The sequence below is a fragment of the Chromatiaceae bacterium genome (assembly GCA_024235395.1).
Taxonomy (GTDB): Bacteria; Pseudomonadota; Gammaproteobacteria; order Chromatiales; family Chromatiaceae; genus Thiosocius.
Genome location: JACKMK010000004.1, coordinates 704,543 through 730,148, shown reverse-complemented (window position 1 = coordinate 730,148; position 25,606 = coordinate 704,543). Strand labels below are relative to the sequence as shown.

Annotated in this window: 24 protein-coding genes and 1 pseudogene; 11 read left to right on the top strand and 14 right to left on the bottom strand. The window is 63.0% G+C overall.

The annotated features are described in order from the left end of the window. Positions 1-111: 111 nt before the first annotated feature. Positions 112-477, bottom strand: a complete 366-nt coding sequence (locus H6955_21825) for a DUF488 family protein (protein MCP5316210.1) — start codon at positions 475-477, stop codon at positions 112-114. After that, the gene (locus H6955_21820; protein MCP5316209.1) at positions 477-1,298 is read right to left on the bottom strand and encodes an AraC family transcriptional regulator; all 822 of its coding nucleotides are present in this window, start codon (positions 1,296-1,298) and stop codon (positions 477-479) included. Before H6955_21820 ends, H6955_21825 begins: the two co-directional genes overlap by 1 nt. 124 nt (positions 1,299-1,422) lie before the next feature. On the opposite strand from H6955_21820, the gene H6955_21815 reads away from it, so the two are divergent. The 3 genes from H6955_21815 to H6955_21805 all read left to right on the top strand — a co-directional run bounded on the left by H6955_21815 (position 1,423) and on the right by H6955_21805 (position 4,165). Further along, on the top strand, positions 1,423-1,968 hold the full coding sequence (locus tag H6955_21815; protein ID MCP5316208.1) for a carboxymuconolactone decarboxylase family protein: 546 nt from the start codon (positions 1,423-1,425) through the stop codon (positions 1,966-1,968). Positions 1,969-2,041: 73 nt separating this feature from the next. Next, complete coding sequence (locus H6955_21810; GenBank protein MCP5316207.1) at positions 2,042-2,680, top strand: cytochrome P460 family protein; 639 nt, start codon at positions 2,042-2,044, stop codon at positions 2,678-2,680. A gap of 192 nt (positions 2,681-2,872) precedes the next feature. Continuing rightward, a complete protein-coding gene (locus H6955_21805; protein ID MCP5316206.1) occupies positions 2,873-4,165 on the top strand; it encodes a GAF domain-containing protein in 1,293 nt (430 codons plus the stop codon). A 62-nt stretch (positions 4,166-4,227) separates the two neighbouring features. Here the strand turns inward: H6955_21805 and H6955_21800 are convergent, their stop codons facing one another. The 3 genes from H6955_21800 to H6955_21790 all read right to left on the bottom strand — a co-directional run bounded on the left by H6955_21800 (position 4,228) and on the right by H6955_21790 (position 5,679). Further along, positions 4,228-4,689: an N-acetyltransferase gene (locus tag H6955_21800; protein ID MCP5316205.1), complete on the bottom strand. Its 462-nt coding sequence runs from the start codon at positions 4,687-4,689 to the stop codon at positions 4,228-4,230. A 91-nt stretch (positions 4,690-4,780) separates the two neighbouring features. Next, on the bottom strand, positions 4,781-5,158 hold the full coding sequence (locus H6955_21795; protein ID MCP5316204.1) for a response regulator: 378 nt from the start codon (positions 5,156-5,158) through the stop codon (positions 4,781-4,783). Beyond that, on the bottom strand, positions 5,155-5,679 hold the full coding sequence (locus H6955_21790; protein ID MCP5316203.1) for a sigma-70 family RNA polymerase sigma factor: 525 nt from the start codon (positions 5,677-5,679) through the stop codon (positions 5,155-5,157). The genes H6955_21795 and H6955_21790 overlap by 4 nt, the downstream gene beginning before the upstream one ends. Positions 5,680-6,257: 578 nt before the next feature. On the opposite strand from H6955_21790, the gene H6955_21785 reads away from it, so the two are divergent. After that, positions 6,258-7,964: a cation:proton antiporter gene (locus H6955_21785; GenBank protein ID MCP5316202.1), complete on the top strand. Its 1,707-nt coding sequence runs from the start codon at positions 6,258-6,260 to the stop codon at positions 7,962-7,964. A 195-nt stretch (positions 7,965-8,159) separates the two neighbouring features. Here the strand turns inward: H6955_21785 and H6955_21780 are convergent. Continuing rightward, positions 8,160-8,324, bottom strand: a pseudogene (locus tag H6955_21780) (LysR family transcriptional regulator). Positions 8,325-8,705: 381 nt separating this feature from the next. On the opposite strand from H6955_21780, the gene H6955_21775 reads away from it, so the two are divergent. Both H6955_21775 and H6955_21770 read left to right on the top strand, forming a co-directional pair. Continuing rightward, on the top strand, positions 8,706-9,320 hold the full coding sequence (locus tag H6955_21775; protein ID MCP5316201.1) for an HPP family protein: 615 nt from the start codon (positions 8,706-8,708) through the stop codon (positions 9,318-9,320). Beyond that, positions 9,310-9,936, top strand: a complete 627-nt coding sequence (locus tag H6955_21770; GenBank protein ID MCP5316200.1) for a CBS domain-containing protein — start codon at positions 9,310-9,312, stop codon at positions 9,934-9,936. The genes H6955_21775 and H6955_21770 overlap by 11 nt, the downstream gene beginning before the upstream one ends. Positions 9,937-10,443: 507 nt before the next feature. Here the strand turns inward: H6955_21770 and H6955_21765 are convergent. From H6955_21765 to H6955_21750, 4 genes are all read right to left on the bottom strand, one after another. Then, positions 10,444-10,920: a cytochrome P460 family protein gene (locus tag H6955_21765; GenBank protein ID MCP5316199.1), complete on the bottom strand. Its 477-nt coding sequence runs from the start codon at positions 10,918-10,920 to the stop codon at positions 10,444-10,446. A gap of 13 nt (positions 10,921-10,933) precedes the next feature. Next, a complete protein-coding gene (locus H6955_21760; protein ID MCP5316198.1) occupies positions 10,934-11,170 on the bottom strand; it encodes a thioredoxin in 237 nt (78 codons plus the stop codon). 68 nt (positions 11,171-11,238) lie between these two features. Next, positions 11,239-11,832, bottom strand: a complete 594-nt coding sequence (locus H6955_21755) for a winged helix-turn-helix transcriptional regulator (GenBank protein ID MCP5316197.1) — start codon at positions 11,830-11,832, stop codon at positions 11,239-11,241. 922 nt (positions 11,833-12,754) lie between these two features. Next, positions 12,755-13,033 carry a hypothetical protein gene (locus H6955_21750; protein ID MCP5316196.1) on the bottom strand — a complete coding sequence of 93 codons (279 nt, stop codon included), beginning with the start codon at positions 13,031-13,033 and terminating at the stop codon, positions 12,755-12,757. 515 nt (positions 13,034-13,548) lie between these two features. Here H6955_21750 and H6955_21745 point away from each other — a divergent pair. From H6955_21745 to phoU, 5 genes are all read left to right on the top strand, one after another. Continuing rightward, on the top strand, positions 13,549-15,159 hold the full coding sequence (locus tag H6955_21745; protein MCP5316195.1) for an arylsulfatase: 1,611 nt from the start codon (positions 13,549-13,551) through the stop codon (positions 15,157-15,159). A gap of 92 nt (positions 15,160-15,251) precedes the next feature. Next, positions 15,252-16,226: a haloacid dehalogenase-like hydrolase gene (locus H6955_21740; protein ID MCP5316194.1), complete on the top strand. Its 975-nt coding sequence runs from the start codon at positions 15,252-15,254 to the stop codon at positions 16,224-16,226. 119 nt (positions 16,227-16,345) lie between these two features. Further along, positions 16,346-17,071, top strand: a complete 726-nt coding sequence (locus H6955_21735) for a hypothetical protein (GenBank protein MCP5316193.1) — start codon at positions 16,346-16,348, stop codon at positions 17,069-17,071. A 96-nt stretch (positions 17,072-17,167) separates the two neighbouring features. After that, positions 17,168-19,483, top strand: coding sequence for a hypothetical protein (locus H6955_21730; GenBank protein ID MCP5316192.1), 2,316 nt, complete (start codon positions 17,168-17,170; stop codon positions 19,481-19,483). Positions 19,484-19,614: 131 nt separating this feature from the next. After that, positions 19,615-20,274, top strand: coding sequence for a phosphate signaling complex protein PhoU (gene phoU / locus H6955_21725; GenBank protein MCP5316191.1), 660 nt, complete (start codon positions 19,615-19,617; stop codon positions 20,272-20,274). A gap of 102 nt (positions 20,275-20,376) precedes the next feature. Here phoU and oadA read toward each other — a convergent pair whose 3' ends face one another. The 4 genes from oadA to H6955_21705 all read right to left on the bottom strand — a co-directional run bounded on the left by oadA (position 20,377) and on the right by H6955_21705 (position 25,296). After that, a complete protein-coding gene (oadA, locus tag H6955_21720; protein ID MCP5316190.1) occupies positions 20,377-22,200 on the bottom strand; it encodes a sodium-extruding oxaloacetate decarboxylase subunit alpha in 1,824 nt (607 codons plus the stop codon). 15 nt (positions 22,201-22,215) lie between these two features. Then, positions 22,216-23,634: an acetyl-CoA carboxylase biotin carboxylase subunit gene (locus tag H6955_21715; protein ID MCP5316189.1), complete on the bottom strand. Its 1,419-nt coding sequence runs from the start codon at positions 23,632-23,634 to the stop codon at positions 22,216-22,218. Between the two features lie 122 nt (positions 23,635-23,756). Beyond that, on the bottom strand, positions 23,757-24,734 hold the full coding sequence (locus H6955_21710) for a calcium/sodium antiporter (GenBank protein MCP5316188.1): 978 nt from the start codon (positions 24,732-24,734) through the stop codon (positions 23,757-23,759). Positions 24,735-25,113: 379 nt separating this feature from the next. After that, positions 25,114-25,296, bottom strand: a complete 183-nt coding sequence (locus H6955_21705; GenBank protein ID MCP5316187.1) for a hypothetical protein — start codon at positions 25,294-25,296, stop codon at positions 25,114-25,116. Positions 25,297-25,606 lie beyond the last annotated feature (310 nt).

The window sequence follows — 25,606 nt, the reverse complement described above, 5'->3', positions numbered from 1 at the left end:
AGGAAGTGAGGGGCGACCGTGATGTGACTCGCACCGACAGCTTCCCCTACTTGGGCGCCGTTCCCCCCGGCGCCTTTTTTTCCTTCCACGGTGGATGTGAGCCCCGGCCGATCAGCGGTTGCCAAGACGCAGCTGCAGGTAGTCGCGCAGCACCTGGGCGCTGTTGCCCGGTTCATCGCGCGCGGCATAGACCAGCGTCAGATCGCGTTCGGCGGCGAGCTGCAGCAATTCGTCGATCGGTCCGGTGTTGGCGGCCAACTCGTTCCGGTAGCATTGTTGGAATTCTCCCCATCGGGCTGGCCGATGGCCGAACCACTGGCGCAGTGCGGGCGACGGCGCGACGTCCTTCATCCAAAGGTGGATCGCCGCATCGGCTTTGCGGACGCCACGTGGCCACAGCCGTTCGACCAGGACTCGCAGCCCGTCGTCCGGCTTGGGTGCTTCGTAGATCCGTCTGCAGCGGATTGCTCCGGCCATCAACTCTGCCCCTGCCGCCATTCGGTCGGCGACATCCCGGTCTGTGCCGCGAAAGCACGCGACAGCGCGCTGGCACTGCCATAGCCGACCTCGTCGGCGACAGACTGTACGCTCTTGCCCCCGCGCAGCAGTGAGCGCGCGACGCTGAGCCGCCATTCGCCGAGGTAGGCCATTGGCGTGCTGCCGACGGTCTCGCGGAAGTGGACCGCGAAGCGTGCGCGCGACATGTTGGCGAGCGCAGCCAACTCCTCGAGCGTCCAGGTCCTGCGCGGGTTGGCATGGATGGCGTTGATCGCCTTGACGAGGCGCGGGTTCGACAGCCCGGCGAGCAGGCCCGACTGGATCCGGCCCTGGTCCATCAGCTCGCGCAGCAGCTGGATGATCAACACTTCCGACATGCGGTCGAGGATCGCCTGGCGACCGCAGTGTTGTTCCGAGGCCTCCCTGAACAGTACCTCGGTGGTTGCGGAGAGATTCGGCAGGTCGGCCAATGCAATCGTCACTGTCTCCGGCAGCGCCACGACCAAGGGGTTGCGTAGGCCGGAGCCGAACTCGAATGACGCACAGACGAGTTCGGCGCCGTCACCCTTAGGATTCAGCCGATGGCTGGTCGGCGACATGTAGAACACCAGGCTCGGTTCGTCGAGCAGCATGGCTGGGCGCCCGGCCGTTTCGATGCGCATACGGCCGCCGCGCAGCACATGGATGTAACCGAGCCCGCCGCGGGCATCGAAGGTGGCCGAACGGCACAGTGGGCCGGCCTGAAACACGCGCGCGCGCAGTTCGAACCAGTTGAGCAGCGATACCAGCCTGTCTTGCATAACGATACGATAAGTCAACTAAGAGATACGCAAAGATACCAAAAGTTTCACCATGTCCGCCACACTTCCTCCACGTCCTTGAGACGTCAACCAACCAACGGATCCATCGAAGAGAGGAAAGATCATGCCCAGGATTAACCCGATCGACCCCAATGCGGCCGACGTAAAGACGACCGCGACACTCAACGCGGTGCACAGGAAGCTCGGTGTGCTGCCGAACATTTTCACCACGTTCGCGCAGTCGCCGGCCGCACTCTACGGCTATGTGCAACTCGGCGATTGCCTGGCCCATGGCCGCCTCACCGCCCGCCAGCGTGAACAGGTCGCATTGGTGGTCGCGCAGGAAAACGCCTGCCAGTACTGCCTGAGTGCGCATGCCGCGATCGGGCAGGGAGCCGGGCTCAGCGAGGACGACATCGAGCGTGCGCGCACGGGTGGCGCGATCAACGCAGCGGACAACCTGATCACACAGTTCGCGCTGAAGGTGACGCGCTCGCGGGGGGAGATCAGTGATGCCGAACTCGCCGCTGCGCGCCAGGGCGGCCTCGATGACGGTCTGATCGTCGAGATCATCGCCAACGTCGCGCTCAACGTGATGACCAACTACCTGAACAAGGTTGCCGGCACCGAGATCGACTTCCCGGTGATCGAGCTGCAGACGGCCGCGTGACGCTGTCTGCATGGTCCGTCCTCTACGCCGGACTCGCTCCGTTCAAGCCTGAAACAAAACCTGGAGAACTACGATGAAACTCAACAAGCAGATCAAACTTGGTAACAATTCGAAGTCAACCTTCCGCACGCGGCGCGGTCTCGTGGCAACGCTGGTCGCGGCAATCGGATTCGGCGGCGCCGTCGTTGGCGATACATTCGCCGGGTCGATGTCGTCCTGGGGTCCGAAGTGGACCAGGAACGGCGAGCTGCATCTGCCCAACGACTACCACAGCTGGGTCTTTCTGGGCTCACCGCTGACGCCCCATGCGTTGAATGATGGCAAGGCAGGGTTCCCCGAGTACCACAATGTCTACATCCACCCGGAGGCGTTCAAGGCCTACCGCAAGACCGGCGTGTTCCCGGAGGGCACCGTGTTGCTCAAGGAGCTGCAGCTGACGATGCCTGGAACGAATGACGACGGCTCGCGCGTTGAGGCCTCGGGCCGGGGCTTCTTCCCGGCGGCGCGCAACGGTATCGATATCTCGGTGAAAGACAGCAAGCGCTTCAAGGACACCAACGGATGGGGCTTCTTCAACTTCGGCCACCATGCGCCGCCGTACGCGAAGACCGCGGTCGCTGCGTCGAAAGAGGCATGTGCCGGCTGCCATATCGCCAACGCCGAGGACATGGTGTTCACGAAGTTCTATTCGCCGATCCTGGACGCGAAGTAGCCACCGGTACGCGAGGCCGGGCGCACCGTTGCGCCCGTCCCCGAACGTCGCCGGCCTGTGGATTGTGAGCGAAATCAGGACGAACGCAATGCGTGACAGGATTGCCTCTTCGCCGGATGCAGCTTCAGAACTGCCGGAGCCGGGACCTTTTGGGCATGTATTGAAGGATCGGCGAGATAGGGGCGCGCAGCGATGAAACCGACCGACCAACCCCTCGACCTTACCGAGGCCATCGAGGTCCTTGCGTGCCTGGAATACCGGGAGGGGGAACTGCATGAATTTCTCGACAGGGTTTCGCGCGGGTTCAGTCGCGTGCTCGGGGTCGACTGGACTGTTGTCACCTTGATCGAAGACACACGGACCTACCGGGTCGCCGGCAATTCATCCTCATCACGGGACACAGGCGATATCGCGTTCGCATTGCACCGCAGCCTCACGGTGCGCGTAATTGACGACGGTGCACCGTACTGCGTCTCCGACGCGCGCCAGGAAGTGGACGAGGTCGAGATGCCCGAGGGGTATGTGGCCTATCTCGGTGTCCCGTTGAAAACTGCCAGCGGGAAGGTTATCGGTACTGTCTGCTCTTTCGATCGGACGGCACGTGATTTCGACAACGATGACGTTGCAGTCGCGCGCGTCTTTGCAGCGCGCGCCGCGGCAGCCATCGAGCAATACCGGATGACACTGGCGCTCGCTACGCACAACGAGCAACTTGAACGGGCGGTGGAGCATCGCACGTCGGAGTTGCGTGCCGCACTCCAGCAGCTGGTCCGTCGCGAGCGGCTGGCCGCCATCGGCGAACTGTCGGCCAAAATCGTGCACGAGGTGCGATCGCCTCTGACGACCATGACGATGGCGCTGGACCACCTAAGCGAGCTGGATCTTCCCGAGACATCGAGCCGGCGGCTGGCGCTGGCGCAGGAGGCCGCGGGCAGGCTGAACCGTCTGCTCGGTGAGGTCCTTAGCTATGGGACACCCAGCGCCGGGTCCCGGCAGTGGGTTGATGTGGATACGCTGGTCGAGCGAACTGTCGATGAGTTCAACGATGCATCACGTGCAGCGGACGATGTGCGGCCGGTGCGTTGCCGGTGCGGCGGTGGTCGGCCCGGCGTGCTCGCCAATCCGGACAAGCTGCGACAGGTGCTGATCAATCTGTTGGCCAATGCCCACGATGCCTCTCCTGCGGGTGCCGAGGTGCTGGTCGCGACACACAGGGTGGCCGACAAGGGCTCGGTGGAGATCTGCGTGTACAACCGGACGACACAGGGCCGATTGGACGCCGGCCGCGTGCTCGAACCGTTCAATTCGACCAAGCCGCGAGGCACCGGACTCGGTTTGGCTATCGTGAAAGGGATCGTCGAGGCCCTCCAGGGCAATTTCTCGATCGAGCAGGACGAGATCGGTGGGGTGACCGCGAAGGTGACTCTTCCGACCTTGGCGGAAGAAGCAGGTGAGTGGCCGGTTGCCGCCGAAATCGGTCGCTAGCAGTGTGGGTGGCGTAGGCCCAACGACAGCTCTCTCGCGAAGACTCGATCCCGACTCAGCCGCTAGCTCACGGCCAGCTCGTAGGTCGTGAATCTCTCGCCCAGAAGGTCGGTTGTATACACACGCTTCGCGATCTTTTGCAGGAACCTGTACTCAGGCCGCGTATGAAGGAGATGTATCGATATCACTTCATGACCGAGTTCGCTTGCCCAGCCCATGACATCACGAAACACCCTTGGTCCAATCCCCCAATGGCTTTCATCGATGACAATGGCGATCTCGTGCATGATGCCATCAGACTGGATACCACACCAGCCGGCAAGTTGGCCGTCAACAACGACCGCTCTGATCCTACAGCCAGGGCGGGAACTTTCGCCGATTTTTGTCTTCGCCCAGCGCTCCGCCGTGTGGACGGTGAACAGCTGGTGCTCGACAAGGTGCTTTCTTATCTTCTTCTTGTTCAAAAGCGTCGCAAATTCTGCTGGATCCACTTCATCCAAGCGCAGGTATTCGATGTGTCTCATACGGTCACCTGAAGCAGAAGCAGTTCACCGGGCGGACCGACCGAGTTGCCTGAAGCTCGATGCAAGGACGCTCACCGGAGGGCTGATGGTGTCAAACCGGTATAGCCTGCATGAACATCCGGTCGATCTCGAGTATGGGTACTGGTTTTTCAAAGAAGGCCACGGGAACGCGACCTGGACGGGTCATGTCGATCGCCGCCGGATCGGCGCTCATGAGGGCCGCGTGCAAGCGTGGGGAGTGGCGCTCGAGCATTTGCATCAGGGTCAGCCCGTCACCGTCTGGCAAGTGATAATCGACGAGCGCGAAGGCGAAAGATAGTCCTTTGACGGCATCGATTGCAGACGCCGAGTCGCCCACACCCCAGGTGAAGTAACCCATGTCGTCGAAGGTCCAGCACAGCATCTGGCGCAGTGAGGTGTCGTCGTCAACGATCAGGAGGCTCTTCCTGTTGCGAATCTCGATGCTCACAGTAGCGACCTCCGTTTCTCCCGCGCGCTAAAGAGACGCGTGCCGGCGCCGGCGTTGGTGATGCCCAGATGCGCCGCGATCTCCTTCGGCGAATAGCCGTAGACGAGCTGCACCGGCAGTGGCTCGCGACATTCGGGCGGAAGCCGGTCGAGGGCACCGCGCAGCACGCATGCCTCGGTCGAGGTGAGATTGTCGGCGGGCTCGTCGCCCGGGCCCTCGGTGTCGGCCTCGTCCAGTCGCTGACGTTCGAAGCGCCGCGCATTCTCGCGACGCACGATGGCCGGCAGCCAACCCGTTGCCGCCCTCGCGCGTTTCATCCGATCGATCGACTTCCAGGCGCGGATCGGTGCATCTTGCGCGAGTTCCTCAGCCACCGAACGGCTGCCGGTGGACCAATAGGTGAATCGGTACAGATCGTATCGGTGTATGGCGATCAGAACGTTGAACCGATCGTCGTGGCCGGGTGCGATCGCCCTGACGGTGGAGGCGGGCGCTGTCTGAGAGAGGGATGTTGCGGTCACTGCGATCTCCAACGAGGGTTGCCGCGTCTTTCGTGTGCAGCTTGTCTTGCAGTGCCCGTGCCATTTCATAACTCATTGAAAAAAGGAATGATCGACTGACATCGCCTGATCCAGGTAACGCTTCGTTTTAACGTTTCGTTGCAACACACGATACGTGACGAGCACATGGGGTTTTGGGGGCCGCGGGGTCGATTCTCAGTGCTGCGATCAATTGAAAAAAAGATTCAGAAACACTTACTAAGCCTCTTTTTTCGAAAGAAATGGGGTCGAGGCAGGTGGCAACGCGAAGCCGCGTTGTTCCAGCCAGATCGCCTGGGCAATAGAACTCCTCGGTATGCCCGTCCTCTCGGCCGCAGCACAGAAAGACGCTGTGGTTGCAAGTTCTAGAGGTGCCCGCAGTTGTCAGCGAACGCAAAGTGCCGATGAAGCGAACACAGTGTGCATTGCCGACACGCGGTGCCCGAGTAAACTCAGAGGCCGGAGCCCGCGCCATATTCTTGATATAGCCCGGGGAACCGGTCCGTCGCCTCCCGTACCATGGATCTCCATGACCGTCGCGCATCGCCCTTTCCGCCACCATGCACATCGATGATTTCATTGTCTCTGCGCTGCTTGTGCTGCTGGCCACCTCCATCGCAGTCTCTCTGTTCAAACACCTAGGCCTAGGTTCGGTGCTGGGTCTGCTCGTGGCCGGCATCGCCGTCGGACCCCACTCGCCCGGACCCTACGTGACCACCCACGTGGACGACGTACGCCACTTCGCCGAGCTGGGCGTCGTGTTGCTGTTGTTCGTCATTGGACTGGAGATGCAGCCAAGCCGTCTTTGGGCGATGCGCCGGCAGGTGTTCGGGCTGGGTTCCCTGCAGATCCTGTTGAGCGGTGCTGCGATCGGCCTCTGGTTCTTCTGGGACGGTTACGCGTGGGGAATTGCGCTGTTGATCGGCCTCACCTTCGCCTTGTCCTCCACGGCCTTCGTGCTGCAGCTTCTTCAGGAAAAAGGCGAACTGGGTACCCCCTATGGGGAGGCGGCCTTTTCCATCCTGCTGATGCAGGACATCGCCATCGTCCCGCTGCTGGCGGCGGTACCCATCCTATCGGACACCGGCAGGCTGTCGGCCGAGGTGCCGTTCTGGCAGCAGGTGGCGATCGTCGCCATGAGCTTCGCGGCCGTACTGGGTTTCGGTCGCCTCGTCGTGCCGCGGGTGTTCCACGTGCTTGCCCGGCAGGGGAACAGGGAGGGCTTTCTGCTGGTGGTGTTGCTGACCGTGTTCGCGGCCGCCTGGGCGATGCATCAGGCCGGCGTATCCATGGCGTTGGGTGCCTTCCTGATGGGCATGATGTTGTCCGGTTCCCGCTACCGTTTACAAGTGCAGGCGGTGGTGGAGCCCTATAAAGGCGTGATGATGAGCCTGTTTTTCGTCGCCGTGGGGATGTCGATCGATTTTCACGCCCTGGGCGCAGACCTGCTCCGCTTCGGCAGTCACACGCTGGCGATCGTGGTCCTGAAACTTGTCGTGTTGGTTTTTCTGTTGCAGCTGTTCGGGTTCGGCCGGCGCATGGCTGCTCGCCTGTCGTTCCTGCTCGCCCAGGGCGGCGAATTCGGCTTCGTGCTGTTCGGTTCCGCCAAGGCGCTGGAGGTGATCGATGATGCGACCTTCGTTCTCGCTGTGGGTGTCATATCGCTGACCATGCTCCTGACGCCGGTCCTGGTGCAGGTCGGCGACGCGATCGGTCGTCGGCTGGGGCGTGGTGATGCGGACGGTGCGACTCCGTTTCGGGCGCTGGATGCCGTAACGAATCCTCAGGTGGTGATCGGCGGCTACGGGCGTGTCGGGCATAGCATCGCCGTGCTGCTGGATCACTACAAGATCCCCTTTGCCGCCTTCGACAAGGTCCCGGCACGGGTGAACGACGGGCGCAGACAGGGATTTCACGTCTACTACGGTGACATCGGCGATCCGCAGCTGCAGCAGACCGCCCATCTGGAGAATGCGTCGATCGTGGTACTGACGGTGGACCACACAGCCTCGGCGCTGCGCGCCGTCACGCACATGCGCACCGCCTATCCAAATCTGACCATTATTGCTCGAGGCCACGACCTGGCGGATTGCGCCCGGCTGATCGAGGCAGGTGCCACGCAGGCCCTGCCGGAGACCCTGGAGGTCAGCCTCGCGCTGGCGCGCCTGACCCTGTCCGGTATGGCGGTGCCCCGGCAGGAGATCGATGCGTTGCTGGATACCGCGCGTGTCCGCAACTATGAACTGATGGACATACGCCGGGGCTAGGTTCGGCCGGGCCGTGCCCATCGTTGCTGGATCGCCGGCAACGCCATCACCATGTCGTGTACGAGCCTTCACCGGTGGGTCTGTTGACGCTTCTTCCATTCGGAAGGCAGCAAACACCTCGTTTGGCGAGGTCCTGACCCATCGCGTTCTTGTTACCGAGAACCGGGCGACGACGCGTTTTCTGCCGCTGTTCGCAAGCGCGGCGCGGTTGCGAATGAACAGCGGGGCGCCCAACTCCGAATCGAGGTTCTTGATGCGCCTGCTGACGGTGGACTCGGTGAGATGCAGCCACTGCGCTGCCTCGAGGAGGCTACCGTGCGGCGCGATCGCAAGAAAGGTGCGGGCCTGACCGATGTCCAAGGATGTCCATATTGGTGCGCCTTCGGTCTAATTATCGCAATTCACGATATAAAGATGCGATAAATATCGTTTGTCAATAACTATGTTGCACCAATACGATGCATACGGTGCGATGGCTTGGGGCAAGCGATGGATCCATCACTACCTCACCGAATGGGTCAAGCGCCCGCGAGTGGCAACGCGGTTGGCGATTGCGTTCCCTGGGGCGGGTGGCTGGGTTGAGTTCCACACGCCCGGCAGAGCGGGGTTTCCGTATCCGACCTGTCGCGGGAATTCGATGAGCGGCGCCGCCAGAAACGCATGGCGGACCGGACAGGCAGGGTGGGCGGATCTGCGTGCCGATGAGTCCGGGCTTGGGGTGAACAACAGAGAGGCAAGTCGATGAAGTCGAGTTTACTGGCCCTGCGTCGTTGGGCAGGAATCGGACATGAGCGTGCCACGCATACAGAAAAGTGGCTGTCTACTGCCGGGGGGCTTGCAGGCATCCTCGGCGTTGCCCTGATCAGCCAGTCGCAACTCGGGCTGGTGGGGAGTGTGAGTATCATCGCGTCGATGGGGTCGTCGGCCGTCCTGCTGTTCGCCGTGCCGCATGGCCCACTTTCTCAGCCGTGGTCGGTATTTGGTGGACACTTGGTGTCCGCGATCGTGGGTGTCACCTGCGTCAAGCTGATCCCGTTCCCCGTGCTGGCGGCGGCGGTCGCTGTCGCGTTGGCGATTGGTGCGATGCACTACCTTCGTTGCATCCACCCGCCCGGTGGGGCGACCGCCCTCGGCGCAGTGCTCGGTGGCGATGTGGTGCACCAGCTGGGTTATCAGTTCGTGTTCACCCCGGTGATGTTGAATGCGACAACGATCCTGCTCGTGGCGCTGTTGTTCAATGCCCCGTTTGCCTGGCGGCGCTATCCGGCCGCCTGGTCAGCGGGGGAACATGTGAACGCAACCACTCGGACTGCCGCCGAGGGTGCGACGTTGATGGAGAGCACCGATGGCCGATAAGACCACGGCGCACAAGGCCGTCCGAGAGGACTACGAACGGGCCCTGCAAAGCATGAATACGTTCATGGACATCGGGGTCAACGATCTGATGACGCTGGCGGAAAGGGCGCAGTATTTCGCCGGCCAGCGGATGACTGAATCGTTGAAGGTATCGCGCATCATGAGCCACCCGGTACAGGTCGTCCACGAGCAGACCACGATGTCCGACGCGGCTCATTTGATGGTCACCCAACGCATCAGCGGCCTGCCGGTCGTGGACGATGACGAACGACTGGTTGGGATTGTCACAGAGGCCGATTTCTTGCGCGGACTTGGCGTGCCGGCCCATCACCCGACGCACAGTCTCTGGCAGACACTGGAGGCGATGTTCGGCCATCTTGCCCACCATGGCGAACTGGAAGGCCCGGAAGACCCCGTGGCGAACCACATGGTGCGTGACGTCGTCTGTGCGTCCGCGGATCACTATGTCGACGATGTCATCCAGTTGATGAAGCAGCATCGCGTCAAACGCGTCGTCATCTGCAATGCCGAGCGACGTGCCGCGGGCATGGTCACCCGGTCAGACCTGGTTCGAATCTTTTTCGACAGGTATCTGCAGTCCGAAAGAACCGAATAGATCTGGCTTGATCTGCCTTTGTTCGCCGACGATGCGCGCTATCTCGGTGCCCGTTCGAGGGCCTGGGAGGTAGACAGAGATTGGCCTGCGTCGTCGCTCTTGGTGGCCGGTCACGAGCTGTGTCGGCGCGCCTTTGATATGCCCGCATGGTCATAGGCGTGGCGCCACCGTCTTCCGGCCCGACGTCGACCCCCACGGTAAAACCAATCAGGTGCTCTCGCACCAATGTGCCGCCGATGTCGTCGTGGTCCTGAATTGTGCGATAACCGCGTGCAGGCCCAGCGCGGGAGCGCCTGAAGGTGTGAAGCGTTCATGGACTGCGTTTCAGTCGAGGGACGGCACGCAATACAGATCCCGGGCCAGGCGCCTGGAAAGCGCAGGCGACTCCGGCTCGCTGGCGCTGCGCCTCCAGACGGATGGGCGCCGTGGCGTTTGGTTGCAGTGGTTCTGCCAGTCACTGCGAGTTACGCGACGCCGGCGCCCATCCGTACTGCTGCGTGGCCTGCGTCAATCCCGAAGCTGGCTGAACGTGTAGTCCCGCCCTTGCTGCGGCTGGTGGCAGGCGAAACACGCAGAAGCCGCGTCTTTGCCCACGACCCGATCGGTCGGATCACCTGCGCCGAAGCCTTCGAAGCCCCAGCCACCGGTCGACGCAAACCTTTTTGCGTCCTTGTGCATGACACCAAGCACCTTGCGTTGCCCCTCGCTGATCGCATTGTCGGCGGTTGAGGCATCCAGCAGATCGAAGACGATCACGGCTCCATCGGGGAAGTTTGCGCTACGGTATCCCTTGAGTGCCTTGTCGTTGGCATAGATATGGTGAATGCCACCAAATGCTGAATGAAGCGGATGGCCCTCTTCAATCACCATGCTCTTGACGTGGTGCCAGTCGCGGTATCCGTCCGGGTAAGGGACTTGTGGCTCGGCCGCGAAAGCCGTCGTGGTGGCGGTCACGCACAACGCGGCCAGAATGGTTGCTCTCATTGGGACTCTCTCCTTATTTGAGTTCGGCGATCGACGCGCCGAAGTTGATGTGGAAAGGTTGTCCACTGATCACCAATGCGGGTACCGACTTGACACCCGCGGATTCCGCTTCGCCGATGCGCGACTGCGTTTCGCCCAGGTGGACGACCTCGATATCGAAGCGGGTCGGATCGATCGCGTCGGCGATCTGCCGTTCGGCGGCGACACATACGGGGCAACCGGCGTGATAGAAAGTGGCTCGTGTTTTCATGTAAGGACTCCTAACTAAATATGCCGTGGATTTCCCCGAGCACCGTGCACGGGGAGGTTAGGCCGCTGTCAGGCGGCGGATTCGTGCTCCGGACAGTCGACGCGCAAATGGCGTTCGGCCATCGGCGCCCCAACGAAGGCACAGTAATGTGGCGTGTCCGTACCCGGCGCGATGTTTTCGCGGAAATGGCGACACGTCACGCAGGTACGCTGAGGTGCTATCAGTTCGCGGAGTTGCAGCTGGCGGATCATCTTGATCACCAATGCCAACAGCGTCTCCTGCTCACTCTCCGAAAGACCCATGACCACAGGTGCGAAGCTGGGAGGCCAGTCTCGCGCGATTCGGGCACCTTTGGCGGTCACCCGCAGCGCAACTGCACGACCATCCAGGGCGTCTGCTTCCTTGCGCAACAACGACTTGGCTTCCAGAGTGGCCACCGCGTCGCTTGCCGTGGCCTTGCGCACCCCGGCATGCGCGGCTGCTGCGGTCAGGCGCGCACCTTCAGGACGGTTGGCGACGAATCGAAGGATGTCGGCCTGGGTCGGTGACAGTCCAGCCGCCGCTGCAGCTTGCCAGTCGAGCTGCCGGGCGACCGCAGCGAGCCGGGCGAGGCCATCTGCGAGCCGTCGTTCGAGCGGTTCCGTGATACTGTCGAACTTCATAGGTAGGAATCCTAACTAATGATCCCGGTTTGTCAAGAATCCCGTACAGGTGGTGCGGCCGGGCGTCCAAACCTGTGGGTTCAATCATTGGGCTCAACCGGATACCGCCGGTGACCGCAAACGTTGCGTGACACGTCGGATAGCCGCATCGGGGATTGCGGAGGTGGGCGCTGGAACTACCGGTTGGACCGTCACCCTCGCCAGCGCCTCCTTGCCGCGGCATGGAGATGCACCGTCGCAAACCCAAGGGTGTCTCTGCACCGGTTCAGGGCGCTGTTCAATCTTGGGTCTGTGCCGGATTCGGATGTCCTTGCGCAGGACTGCTACGCCTGACGGTTTGCGATGCGGATTTCGGGTATCGGGTATGCGGCGGACGGGGTTTCTCGACAAGGTCGGTTCCCTGCGTGCGGCGGCTGGATCGCGTTGGCGCGCAAGACAAGGCGACGGCACCTTTGGCGATCTGTGGTCTGCAATCCAGGCAAAGAAACGCCCGCCGGGCAGGCGGGCGAAATACCACAGCGAGGGGAGTCTCAGTGACCGTATCGGCTGGGATCGATCCGGGCTGATGTGCTACCAGATTTGTTTGAAGTGGGACAACGAAAACGCTCGCTGCGTGAGCAGGCGAATAGCGCCAAAATCTGCGCATACGAGGGACGGCGCGTTCGTGCACCAATGCAGCGACCGGCACATTGCGACGTCCGTCACGCGCATCGATGCGCTGGGTGGGCTTCGTCGCATTTTGTCGCGAAATAGCGCGGACCGCGGATGATCGGCCCTGTCATCGTCATTCGCCGGGGAACGTCGCCGACGTCGACTGACCGTCTTGATGACTCCGGCAGTCCGCATATCTGCAGTTGCCGTCACATCACTGATGTCCGTTCAAGCGCGATGGTCTTCGGCACCGCGACCGGCCGGCGCAGCGTCAGGATCGCTGCTCGTTTTCCAGCGCCTTCTTGGTGATCTCCTGATACAGGTTCACCGCACGGGCATACAGTGCCTGCAGGTCGGGGCGTTTTTCGGCGTAGCGTTTCACCTCGTCCGCGTCGTGCATCACGCGTTGCAGGAACGCAATGTCGGCATCGTTCAGCCTGTCGCCGCTGTCGACCCGCTTCTTGATGTCGAGTGCGCGGGGCAGGCGAAATTTTTCGAACCGCTCGAGCAATGCGAAAACGACGCCGTCGTCTTTTGAATGTTCGGTCATTGCTTGCTCCCTTATGCGACACGGGTTGCCGCATGAAACGATGCTAGCGCCCTGAGGGACTGCAGGCCAGCGTGGTCGGGCATCGTGGGTGCCCTGTCTGCACGCATCCTTGCCCGACCATCCGCGCGTGGACCGGTCGATTTCCCGATCGTGTTGTGTAGAATGCGCGCTGGCGAGGGGGGTGAGACAAGCACCGGAGTCTGGCGCGGGCCAGGATCCGCACCCCAGGCCTGCTCGAACCGGACTCAGTCCAAATCCGGAAAAAAGAAAGTGGCCAGTCCGCGGTTGGGAAATGTGACCACGCAATGCTCCGAACCATCGCCGTACCCGGCAGTTTCGACGCAGGGAAATACGTCTATATTGTTGAGACGCAGAAAGCCGGGGCGATCCTCATCCTCTGAATGTCCCCTGTTCTGGACTCAGCGTGCTGGATGTGGTCTAAAGCACCGGTTTGCTAACAATCCTTACTATCAGCCTGGCGCGCGCGGGCGACCATCGGGAGGAGAAGACAACTGATGAAACGGAAAGGGACTAACACGATTCGTGCGTTGTTCGCAGCGGCCGCATGGCTGACCGCGGCGGGCGTCAGCGCTGCGGACAAACCCAATATTTTGGTGATCTGGGGAGACGATATCGGAACCTGGAACATCAGCCACAACAACCGCGGCATGATGGGCTACCAGACGCCCAACATCGATCGCATCGCCAGCGAGGGTGTGGCCTTCACCGACTACTACGCGCAGCAGAGCTGCACCGCCGGGCGCGCGGCCTTCATCAGCGGCTCCGTACCGGTCCGTTCGGGCATGACCAAGGTCGGTCTGCCGGGTGCCGCCGAGGGCTGGCAGAAGACCGATGTGACCATGGCGACGGTGCTCAAGGGCCAGGGCTATGCGACCGGCCAGTTCGGCAAGAACCACCAGGGTGACCGCAACGAGCATCTGCCGACGATCCACGGCTTCGACGAGTTCTTCGGCAACCTCTATCACCTCAATGCCGAGGAAGAACCCGAAAACGTGGACTATCCGCGTGACCAGAAGCTGGCCAACGGCAAGACCTTCCTCGAGACCTTCGGGCCACGTGGTGTGCTGCATTGCTACGCGACCGACAAGGACGACTCGACCGAGGATCCGCGTTTCGGCAAGGTGGGCAAACAGCGGTGTGAGGACACCGGTCCGCTGACCAAGAAGCGCATGGAGACGGTCGACGACGAGACCTCCGACCGCGCGGTCGAGTTCATCAAGGAGCAGCACCAGGCGGGCAAACCGTGGTTCGTGTGGTGGAACGGTACGCGCATGCACTTCCGTACCCACGTGAAAGAAGAGCACCGTGGCCTTTCCGGGCAGGACCAGTACTCCGACGGCATGGTCGAACACGACATGCATGTCGGCAAGCTGCTCAAGACGCTGGAAGATCTGGGCGTGGCGGACAACACCATCGTGTTCTATTCGACCGACAACGGTCCGCACTACAACACCTGGCCTGATGCCGGCACGACGCCGTTCCGCAGTGAAAAGAACTCGAACTGGGAAGGCGCCTACCGCGTTCCCGCGTTTATCCGTTGGCCGGGGCACTTTCCGGCTGGCAAGACGCTAAATGGGATCGTCGCCCACGAAGACTGGCTGCCGACTTTTGCAGCGGCCGCCGGTGCGCCCGATGTCAAACAGAAGCTGCTGAAAGGCGTTGATATCAACGGCCGGCACTACCGCAATCATATCGACGGCTACGACCAGCTCGATTACCTGAGCGGCAAGACCGATCAGTCACCGCGTCACGAATTCTGGTACGTGAACGACGACGGCCAGGTGGTCGCCGCCCGCTACGACGACTGGAAGGTCGTGTTCCTGGAGAACCGCGGCCAGGCGTTCGGCGTATGGCGCGAGCCGTTCACCGAGCTGCGCGTTCCGCTGTTGTTCAACCTGCGTCGCGATCCGTTCGAAAAGGCGCAGCACAACTCCAACACCTACAATGACTGGTTCCTCGACCGGCCGTTCGTGATCGTGCCGATACAGGGTCTGGCCGCGAAGTTCCTGATGACGATGAAGGAATTTCCGCCGAGCCAGTCGCCCGGATCCTTCAACCTCACCAAGATCGAGGAGAAACTGAAGGACATGGGCTCCGGCAGATAACCTCGACAAGCCTGGGGCGGAGTTCGCTCCGCCAATCGAGAAAGCAGATGGCCGCTCTGTAAAGAGCGGCCTTTTTCTGAAGAGGGACAACCATGAAGACTTGGTTCTGGAAGTTGCTGTGTGCGGCCATGCTGGTCGCGCAACCGGTGTTCGCCGATCCGCTGGCCTCGTGGAACGACGGCAAGACCAAGCAGGCCATCGTCGACTTCGTGCAGGCGGTAACGACCGACGGTGGCGCACAGTACGTGCCGGTGGCGGAGCGGATTGCGGTATTCGACAACGACGGCAATCTGTGGGCGGAAAAGCCGGCGTATTTCCAACTGCTGTTTGCGATCGACCGGGTCAAGGCGTTGGCGCCCGAGCACCCTGAGTGGAAGACCGAGCAGCCGTTCAAAGCGGTGCTGGAAGACGATATGGAGGCCTTGGCGGCTTCCGGCGAAAAGGGTCTGCTGCAGCTGGTGATGGCCTCGCATGGTGGCATGACCACGGCCGAGTTCGCGCGCATCGTCGAGGATTGGATTACGACGGCACGACATCCCAAGACCGGCAAGCTGTACACCGAGATGGTCTACCAGCCGATGCTCGAGCTACTCGGGTACTTGCGGGCAAACGGCTTCAAGACATTCATCGTTTCGGGGGGTGGCATCGAGTTCATGCGGCCCTGGGCGGAGCGCGTCTACGGCGTGCCACCGGAACAGGTGATCGGCAGCAGCATCAAGGTGGAATTCGAGATGACCGAGTCCGGGCCCGTGCTGCGCCGCCTGCCCGAGATCGATTTCATCGATGACAAGGCCGGCAAGCCCGTGGGAATCCACAAGTTCATCGGCCGTGTTCCGCTGTTTGCGTCCGGCAATTCCGACGGTGACCTGCAGATGCTGCAGTGGACCACGGCCGGCGAGGGCGCGCGCTTCGGCCTGCTGTTGCATCACACCGACGGCGAGCGCGAATGGGCGTACGACCGGAAGTCGCATGTCGGCAAGCTGGACAAGGCACTGGACGAGGCGTCGCAGAAGGGCTGGACGGTCATCGACATGAAGAACGACTGGAACAAGGTGTTCGCGCAGTGAGCAGCAGGTCAGGGTGCCGCTGCAGCACAAGCGGCACAGGGCGACATTTCCCGACATCGGCGCCGCCTGCCTCTATCGCTGTCCGGTCCTGCCGATGGTGGATCGGTATTGGCCTGCTTATGGCCGGGTTCGCTGCGGCGGCCGCAGACGACGACTGGGGGTATACCGCCACGGTCTATCTCTGGGGCGCAGGGATCGAGGGCGACACCGCGGCCGACAATCACGTCGATGTCGGTTTCGACACGCTGATCAGCAACCTCGACATGGCCTTCATGGGGTCGCTGGAGGCCAGGCGATCGAGGTGGTCACTATTCGCGGATGTCGTCTACATGGACGTGAGCGCGAGCGACAGCGGCAGCGTGAAACTCCCGGTCGGGCCGGGTATTCCCGCCAGGGTCGACGCGGACGTCGCAACCAAGGGGACGGTGCTCACGCTCTGGGCCGGATACGATCTGATGAGCAGCGAGACGGCCCGGGTCGATCTGCGCGCCGGGGTCCGCTATTTCAACCTCGCGCTCGATTTCGCGGCACAGCTGCAGCCGGGCCCCCTCGAGGCACTGGCGATAGAGCGCAGCATCCACGATTCGCTCAGTGTCTGGGACGGCATCCTGGGGCTGGGAGGAGAGGTGCGCCTCGGCGAGCGCTGGTACGGCCTCTATCATGTCGATGTCGGCAGCGGCGAGTCGAGGCTGACCTGGCAGGCGCAGCTCGGTGTCGGACGCGCATTCGACTGGGGCGACGTCGCGCTGAGCTACCGGCACCTCGAGTGGGACTTCAAGTCCGGCAGTGCGATCGACAACGTCCATTTCAGTGGCCCGCTGTTGAGTGCCCGGTGGCATTTCTGAACGGCCCGCCATGTGCGCGGTCGTCGCAGTTCGCAGCATAGGCGGCCAGATGTATCTCCGTGACCGGGAGGCGATCGCTGCTCGGGGGATTGGTGCATGAGCTCTCTCTTCGGCTGGATCGTCGGTCCGCTTCTCACCGTCTCGATGATCGTGGCGCCGGCCGCCGCGTTGGCCGAGCCGACGCCGGATTCAGGACCGGGCTACGTCGGCTCGTCCGCCTGTAAGACCTGCCACGCGGAACAGTACCGGTCCTGGCTCGGCTCCCATCACGACCTGGCCATGCAAGCGGCCACGGATGCAACCGTGCTCGGGGACTTCGGCGGTCGCGTCTTCGAGCACCGCGGTGTGCGCAGTCGTTTCTTCCGCGACGGCCCGCGATTCATGGTCGAGACCCAGGGCGCGGACGGCGCCCAGCACGTCTACGAGGTCGGCTTCACGTTCGGCGTAGCGCCTTTGCAGCAATACCTGGTCGGCTTTCCCGACGGACGTTACCAGGCGCTCACGGTCGCCTGGGACAGCCGCCCCGCGGAGGCCGGCGGACAGCGCTGGTTCAGCCTGTATCCCGACGAAGATGTCCCGCCAGGCGACGAACTTCACTGGCTGTCGTCCGCACACAACTGGAATTTTGCATGCGCCGAGTGTCATTCGACGAACCTGCGCAAGGGTTATGACTCCGCGCAAGACCGTTACGCGACGACCTGGAGCGAGATCGACGTCGGGTGCGAGGCCTGTCACGGCCCGGCTTCCCGCCACGTGGAGTTGGCGGAGGCGGCCGGCAGGGGAGAGTCAGCGGCGTATCCGGCCGATCACGGGCTGGTGGTACAGCTCGCACCGGGCGCGACATGGAGCGCAGCGGAGGGCAGCGATACCGCGGTGCGCACCTCGGCGGCGAAAGGCGCGTCCCAGCTCGAGCTGTGTGGCCGCTGTCATGCACGCCGATCGCAGCTGTCCGAGGACTATCGACACGGTGCGCCGTTATCCGACAGCCATCGCGTGGCGCTGCTGGAGGACGGCTTGTATTTTCCCGACGGGCAGATGCTCGACGAGGTCTATGTCTACGGTTCTTTCCGACAGAGCCGGATGCATGCGGCAGGCGTGACCTGCAGCGACTGTCACGAACCTCACAGCCTGAAGATCCGCCGTGCTGGCAATGCGCTGTGCACGGCATGCCACAAGGCCGAGGCCTACGACTCGAGCCGGCATCACTTCCACCCTGCAGGTGGTGACGGCAGTGCCTGCGTCGACTGCCACATGCCGGCACGCACCTACATGGTGGTCGATCCCCGTCGTGATCACAGCTTCCGTATTCCGCGTCCCGACCTGGCAGCCTCCCTCGGCGTGCCGGATGTCTGCAGTGGCTGCCACAAGGGACGCAGTGCCGCCTGGGCGGCGCAACAGATCCGGCAATGGTACGGTGCTGACCGTCGCGAGGGCTTTCAGACCTATGCCGCGGCATTCGCGGCCGCGCGCGCGGATCAGGCCGATGCGCCCGAACGGCTCGCCGCGTTGGCGGTGGACCCGGCAGCACCGGCGATTGCGCGGGCCACGGCTTTGGGTGCATTGGGGGCTCACCTGGGTCCCGGATCCATCCAGGCGGTCGTCAATGGGCTCTACGCCGAGGACGCACTCGAACGGCGTGCGGCGGTGGAAGCCTTGGCGCGGCTTGATCGGGACACGCGCTGGAAGCTGCTGGTCCCGCTGCTCGCGGACCCGGTGCGCGGCGTGCGCATCGCTGTCGCGGTCGCATTGTCGGACGTTCGGGTGGCGGAACTCGAGGCCGCCGACCGACCGCGTCTGCAGCGGGTGTTCGATGAATACCTCGCAGCGGAACGTCTCAATGCCGACCGCGCCGAACACTGGGTGAACCTGGCCGGTTTCCATGCGCGTCAGGGGATGATCGACGAGTCCGAGCGGGCGTTCGGAGAGGCCTTGAGGCGGGATCCCGGGTATCTGCCTGCCTACGTGAACCAGGCGGATCTGCTGCGCACGCTGGATCGTGAAGCGGATGCCGAACGTGTCCTGCGTGCGGGTATCGCGGCACGCCCGAATGCGGCGAGCCTGCACCACGCGCTGGGACTGTTGATGATCCGTACCGGGCGGACCGAGGCCGCGATGGAAAGCCTGAAAACGGCTTACGAATTCGCGCCGGAGGCCCCCCGTTTCGGGTACGTCTACGGTGTCGCGCTGGATTCGACCGGGGCGGCTCCGCAGGCGCTGAAGGTGTGGGAAGCGGTCGCACGGCGGCACCCGAACGATCGGGACAGCCTGCAGGCCCTCGCCGTGGGTCTCCATCGGCAGGGCCTGAACGAGCAGGCGCTCGGCTATGCAGAACGGCTGCGCCAGTTGCTGCCCGGCAATCGCAGCGTCGTGGAGTTGATCGAAACCATCCGCGCGGATCAGACGCAGCGTTGATCGATCCGGTGGGGCTGCGCCGCGACGGGGCGTGTCCGCGACCTGTCGCCAAGCGGGCCCCAAATCGGCGAAAATCGGCCAAACAACCGAGAACGAACCAACGGCGATCTAACGAAGGACCCCAGGCCACGATGAACAAAGTACTCAGAATACTCGACCGGCAGGAAGTGCAGATCCACAACAATGTGCTGCACATGTTTCGACTCGCCGAGCAGGCGCAGGCGTCGGCGATGGACAGCCTGATGAGCCAGGAAGCCGGTCTTGCGCAGACGGTCGTGGAGCAGGACACCCAGATCAACCAGATGCTGCAGGTCATCGAGGGCGAATGCCTGCAGGCCCTGGCATTGCACCAGCCGGTCGCCGCCGATCTGCGCGACATCGTCGCCAGTCTGCAGATCTCGACGGAACTCGAACGTATCGCGGACCATGCCAAAGACATCGCGAAGATCGTGCTGGGGATGGATCCGGGCGATTTTTCCGGACCCATCGATCGTCTGGAGGCGATGCATGATATCTGCGGAAACATGCTGACACGCGTGATGGAGGCCTACGAGAACCGGGATGCCGAGCTGGCGCGGGCCGCCGCGGACGACGATCGCGAGGTGGACGACCTGGACGAGCAGGCGGCGTCAAACCTGCTGATGCAGCTGATGACCTCTGCCGACCCGACGATGCGTGCGACGCACCTGTTGTGGATCGCCTACCATCTGGAGCGCATCGGCGATCGGGTCACCAATATCGCCGAGCGGGTGGTGTTCATGGTGACCGCCGAGACACCGGAACTCGGGTAGCCCTGGATCGGCCGCGCCGTGCAGGCGAGATCGGCATCACCCGGCAGCCCGGCGGGGCGCATGACGCGCCCGTGAACCCGGCCGTGTGCCGGGCACGAAGCGTCATGCGGCGCTGATCTCGATCAGCGCCTCGTTCGGATTGACCGAGTCGCCTTTCTGCACGTACACGCCGGTGACGGTGCCGGCGATCGGCGCCTGCACCTCGGTCTCCATCTTCATCGCCTCGGTGATCAGCACCGGCTGGCCGGCGGTCACGCTGTCTCCCTCCTTGACCAGCACGTCCACGATATTGCCCGGCATCGACGTGGTCACGTGACCCTCCTCGGTGGCCCGCGGCCGCTTGCCGGCAATCCCCTGTTTGACGGCGCCTTTCGCGCCACCTTCCAGCACCACCTGGTCGAGCGTCTCGACCACGACCTCTTCGGGCACGCCGTCGACGGTGAAATAGAAATGTCGCTCAGACTGTTCCTTGTGTCCCGCCCCGGTCACCTTGATGTGATAGGTCTCGCCGTGCAGTGCGATATTGAACTCGGTGGGTGCCGTGCTCGGCGTCGCGTTGCCTTGTGCCGGTTCCAGCTGTTCCGGTACCAGGGTTCCGGCGGCGCGCTGTTCGAGATACAGCCTGCCGACCTCGGGAAACATCGCGTAGGTCAGCACGTCTTCCTCGCTGCCGGCGAGCTGGCCGATCTCGTTGCGCAGCTTGTCCAACTCGGGGCTGAGCAGGTCGGCGGGACGCACCTCGATGATCTCCTCGTTGCCCACCGCCTGTTGCTGCAGGGTCGGGTTGACGGTCGCCGGTGCGCGCCCGTAGCCACCCTGCAGGTAGCGCTTCACTTCGTTGGTGATGCTCTGGTAGCGCTTGCCGGTGAGCACGTTCAGTACCGCCTGGGTGCCGACGATCTGCGAGGTCGGGGTGACCAGCGGCGGGTAACCGAGGTCCTTGCGCACCGCCGGTATCTCGACCAAAACCTCGTTCATGCGGTCCAGCGCGTTCTGTTCCTTCAGCTGGTTGGCGAGGTTGGAGATCATGCCGCCGGGTACCTGGTTCACCTGCACCCGGGTATCGACGCCGGTGTAGTCGCTCTCGAACTGGTGGTATTTCTTGCGCACCGCATAGAAATACATGCCGACCTCCTGGATTTTCTCCAGGTCCAGACCGGTGTCGTATTCGGTGCCGCGCAGTGCCGCGACCATGCTCTCGGTCGGCGCATGGCTGGTGCCGCCCGCCATCGACGAGATCGCGGTATCGATGTGCGTGCAACCCGCCTCGATAGCTTTCAGATGACACATCTCCGCCTGCCCCGATGTGGCGTGACTGTGCAGGTGCAGGGGCAGATCGACCGCGTCGCTGAGTGCCTTGACGAGATCGCTGGTGGCCATCGGCGTGAGCAGGCCCGCCATGTCCTTGATCGCCAGCGAGTCACAGCCCATCGCGGCGAGTTCCTTGGCCATGGCCACGAAACCGCGCGTGTCGTGTACCGGACTCACGGTGTAGCAGATCGTCCCCTGGGCGTGCCTGTCGGCCGCCTTGGTGGCCTCGATCGAGACCTTGAGATTGCGCACATCGTTCATCGCATCGAAGATGCGAAACACGTCCATGCCATTGGACGCCGCCCTCTCCACGAAGGCACGCACGACGTCGTCGGAGTAATGACGGTAGCCGAGCAGGTTCTGGCCGCGCAGCAACATCTGCAGTCGGGTATTCGGCAGTGCCTCGCGCAGCTTGCGCAGGCGTTCCCAGGGGTCCTCTTTGAGGAAACGCACGCAGGCGTCGAAGGTGGCGCCGCCCCAGCATTCCAACGACCAGTAGCCGATCGCATCGAGCTTCGGACAGATCGGCAACATGTCGTCCAGCCGCATGCGCGTTGCGAGCAACGACTGATGGGCATCACGCAGGATGACGTCGGTGACATGGACTTTCGACATGAAAATACCTCGTGATCAAAGGCCGGCGTGGGCCGCGATGGCTGCGGCGATGGCACCTGCGAGTTCACCCTTGCGGCGTTTGCAGGAATAGCTGGTCAACTGTGGGTGGGCGTCGACAAAACCGGTGTTGAAGGATCCGCTGCGGAAGTCGGCATTGCCGAGGATCTCCAGATAGTACGGAATCGTGGTGCGAATGCCGTCGACACCCATGTCGCGTAGCGCGCGCTCGCCGCGCGCGATCACATCGTCCCAACTCAATGCCCAGACGATCACCTTGGCGAGCATCGAGTCGTAATACGGCGGCACCGTGTAGCCGGTATAGATCGCGGTGTCGGTGCGCACGCCCGGACCACCCGGTGCATAGTAGCGGCTGATGCGGCCAAAGCTGGGCAGGAAGTTGTTCTTCGGGTCCTCGGCGTTGATGCGGAACTGCATCGCGAAGCCACGCCGCGCGATCTCGTGTTGTTTGAAGCGTAACGGCAGCCCCGCCGCGATGCGGATCTGTTCTTCGACGATATCCACCCCGGTGATGGTCTCGGTAATCGTATGCTCGACCTGGACGCGTGTGTTCATCTCCATGAAGTAGAAGCGCCCGTCGGCATCTTGCAGGAATTCGACCGTGCCGGCGTTCGTGTAACCGACCGCCTTGGCCGCGATCACCGCCAGGCCACCGATATACTGGCGTTCGGCCTCATCGAGCTGCGGCGATGGCGCGATCTCGACGAGTTTCTGATTGCGCCGCTGGATGGAGCAGTCGCGTTCGTACAGGTGGATCGCGTGGCCATGACTGTCGGCCAGTACCTGTACCTCGATATGGCGCGGGTTGACGATGCATCGCTCGAGGAAGACGTCGGCCCGACCGAACGCCTTGGTCGCCTCCGAGATGACACGTTCCCAGTTCTTCCGCAGCTCGTCCGGCGTGTCGCAGCGTCGAATCCCGCGGCCGCCGCCGCCAGATGTCGCTTTCAGCATGATCGGGTAGCCGATCTGCTGCGCCAGTTCGATCGCCTCGTCCAGGCTGGCCAGATTACCCGCCGAACCGGGGGTGACCGGTAGGCCGGCAGCCTGCATCGCGCGGCGTGCCTCGGTCTTGTCGCCCATGCGTTGGATCACCTCGGCGCTCGGTCCGACGAAGGTGATGCCGCGCCGTGCGCAGGCCTCTGCCAACTCCGGGTTCTCGGATAGGAAACCGTAGCCCGGATGGATCGCATCACAGCCGGTAGCGACTGCGAGGTTCGCGATGCGGTGCACGTTGAGGTAGCCGGCCAGCGGGTCACCGCCAAGGCTGTAGGCCTCGTCGGCCTTCTTGACGTGCAGCGAGTAGCGGTCGGCATCGGAATAGATCGCTGCCGAGCGAATCCCCATCTCGGCGCATGCGCGGATGATGCGCACAGCGATCTCGCCGCGGTTGGCGATCAGTAACTTTCGAAACACGGGGCCTTCTCCGGCGACCGGCCACTCAGGCCGAACCCGGTAAATTTACCCCGAGTACAGTTTGCTGCAAAGCAACATCGCATCCCGGTCCGGCAAGTGCGCCCCCGGTGGGGGAGCTCCGGTCACCCGCCGGCGCTGGCGGTGATCACCAGGTAACTGTTGTACGCCGCGAACGCGATCAGCAGAACCAGTCCCTCGAGGCGGTTGATCCGACCATTCCCACGAAAACCGTAGGCCATCACGAACAATGCGACGGTGAACGCCAGCATGGTCAGCCAGTCGCGAGACACGGCGTCCGGCGTGATGTCGTGCAGCGGGGCTATCACCCCGGCGATGCCGATCACCGCCAGCAGATTGAACATGTTGGAGCCGATCACGTTGCCGAGCGCGATGTCGTGCTCACCCTTACGCGCGGCAATCACCGACGCCGCGAGTTCCGGCAGCGAGGTCCCGAGTGCGACGATCGTCAGCCCGATCACGAGGTCGCTGACACCCAGCGCATGGGCGATCTCCACCGCGCCCCAAACCAGGAGACGCGAACTGACGATCAGCAATACCAGTCCGACTGCGAGCCACATCAGTGCGCGCCCCAGGGGCATCGGGTGCTCCGGAAGCTCCTGGTCCATCTCCTTGGCGAGCACGTCGGTGCGATGCCTCAGGCCCTCGACCAGGGTCCAGCCGATCAGCCCGACGAGACCGGCCAACAGCAGTGCGGACTCGATGCGGCTCAGCTCGTGATCCCAAAGCAGGCTGCCAGTCAGTGCGCTGATCATCAGCAGCAGCGGCAACTCGCGACGGACGATATTGGAATGCACGGCGATCGGTGCCACCAACGCAGTGACACCGAGTATCAGGCCGATGTTGACGATGTTGGATCCGAGCGCGTTGCCCAGCGCCAGTTCCGGATTGCCATCGAGAGACGCCACTGCAGACACGACCATCTCCGGCGCAGAGGTGCCGAATCCGACGATCAGCATACCGACCAACAGCGGGGACATCCCGGCGTGGCGTGCGGTCGCGGCGGCACCCTCGACAAAGCGGTCTGCGCTCCAGACCAGCAGGGCGAAGCCGCCCAGGATCGCGACTGAGGCCCAGATCATCGGCAAGGTCCGCCATCTGCCTGTGGCAGGCAATGGACATGGCCAACCGTCGGAATCGCGCGGCGCCGGGCGCGGTGACCTCTCGCGCCAGGCGTACCAGCGCGCAGATGCCTTGGTAATTCGACACACAACATGCGGTATCTCCGGGATGGTTCTGGCAAAACCACGGCCGCGTGATTCCGCCCCCGGACCGGCGCGGTCCATCCCGGGTCTTGTCAAACCCGAGATCGGGACGGGGTCGCCGCGGGAATCTGCCGGAAGTCCGTTGTCGATCCCCCAGTCGGGCTGAGCGACTATGCCTCCGGAAAGAGAGCGGCATGATAGGGCGCGCGCATGGTGGTGGCAAACGGCAGGCCACCACCGAATGCTCGGCACTCGCTCACGCGATACGGACGTTGGTATAGCCGAAGCTGCGCATCATGCGCTTGATCTGCGGTTTGCCTCCGATCAGATAGCGGACGTAGCAATGACCGTGGTGCAGGCCGCCGCTGTCGCGATAGTCGAACTCGACCAACTGCGTCCTTTCGAGAAGTTCGATCACTTTTTCGATCAACGCCTTCATGGTTTGCCCTCCACGAAGCGCGGCGTCGCTGTCTGCTGGTCGCCACGACGGAGCATCCCGATCGCCGTTGCGCTTCTTGCAAGCGTGGGCTTTCTCGTCTCTCACTATGGTTATCGGCGGGTACCGGCCGGGGCTTAGCGAGGTTAGGCAATGCATTCGCCTGACCGCAGAAGCGCTGCGTGTTCGTGCGCGATCCAGGCCGGCCCGCGGCCGCCGGGTGCAAGAGACCGATAGCGGGCTGTCGAGTGAACGACGCCTCTGGAGTGGACGGCCGGTATAGCCCGTCCCGGGCGACGTCGCGCGTTATCAT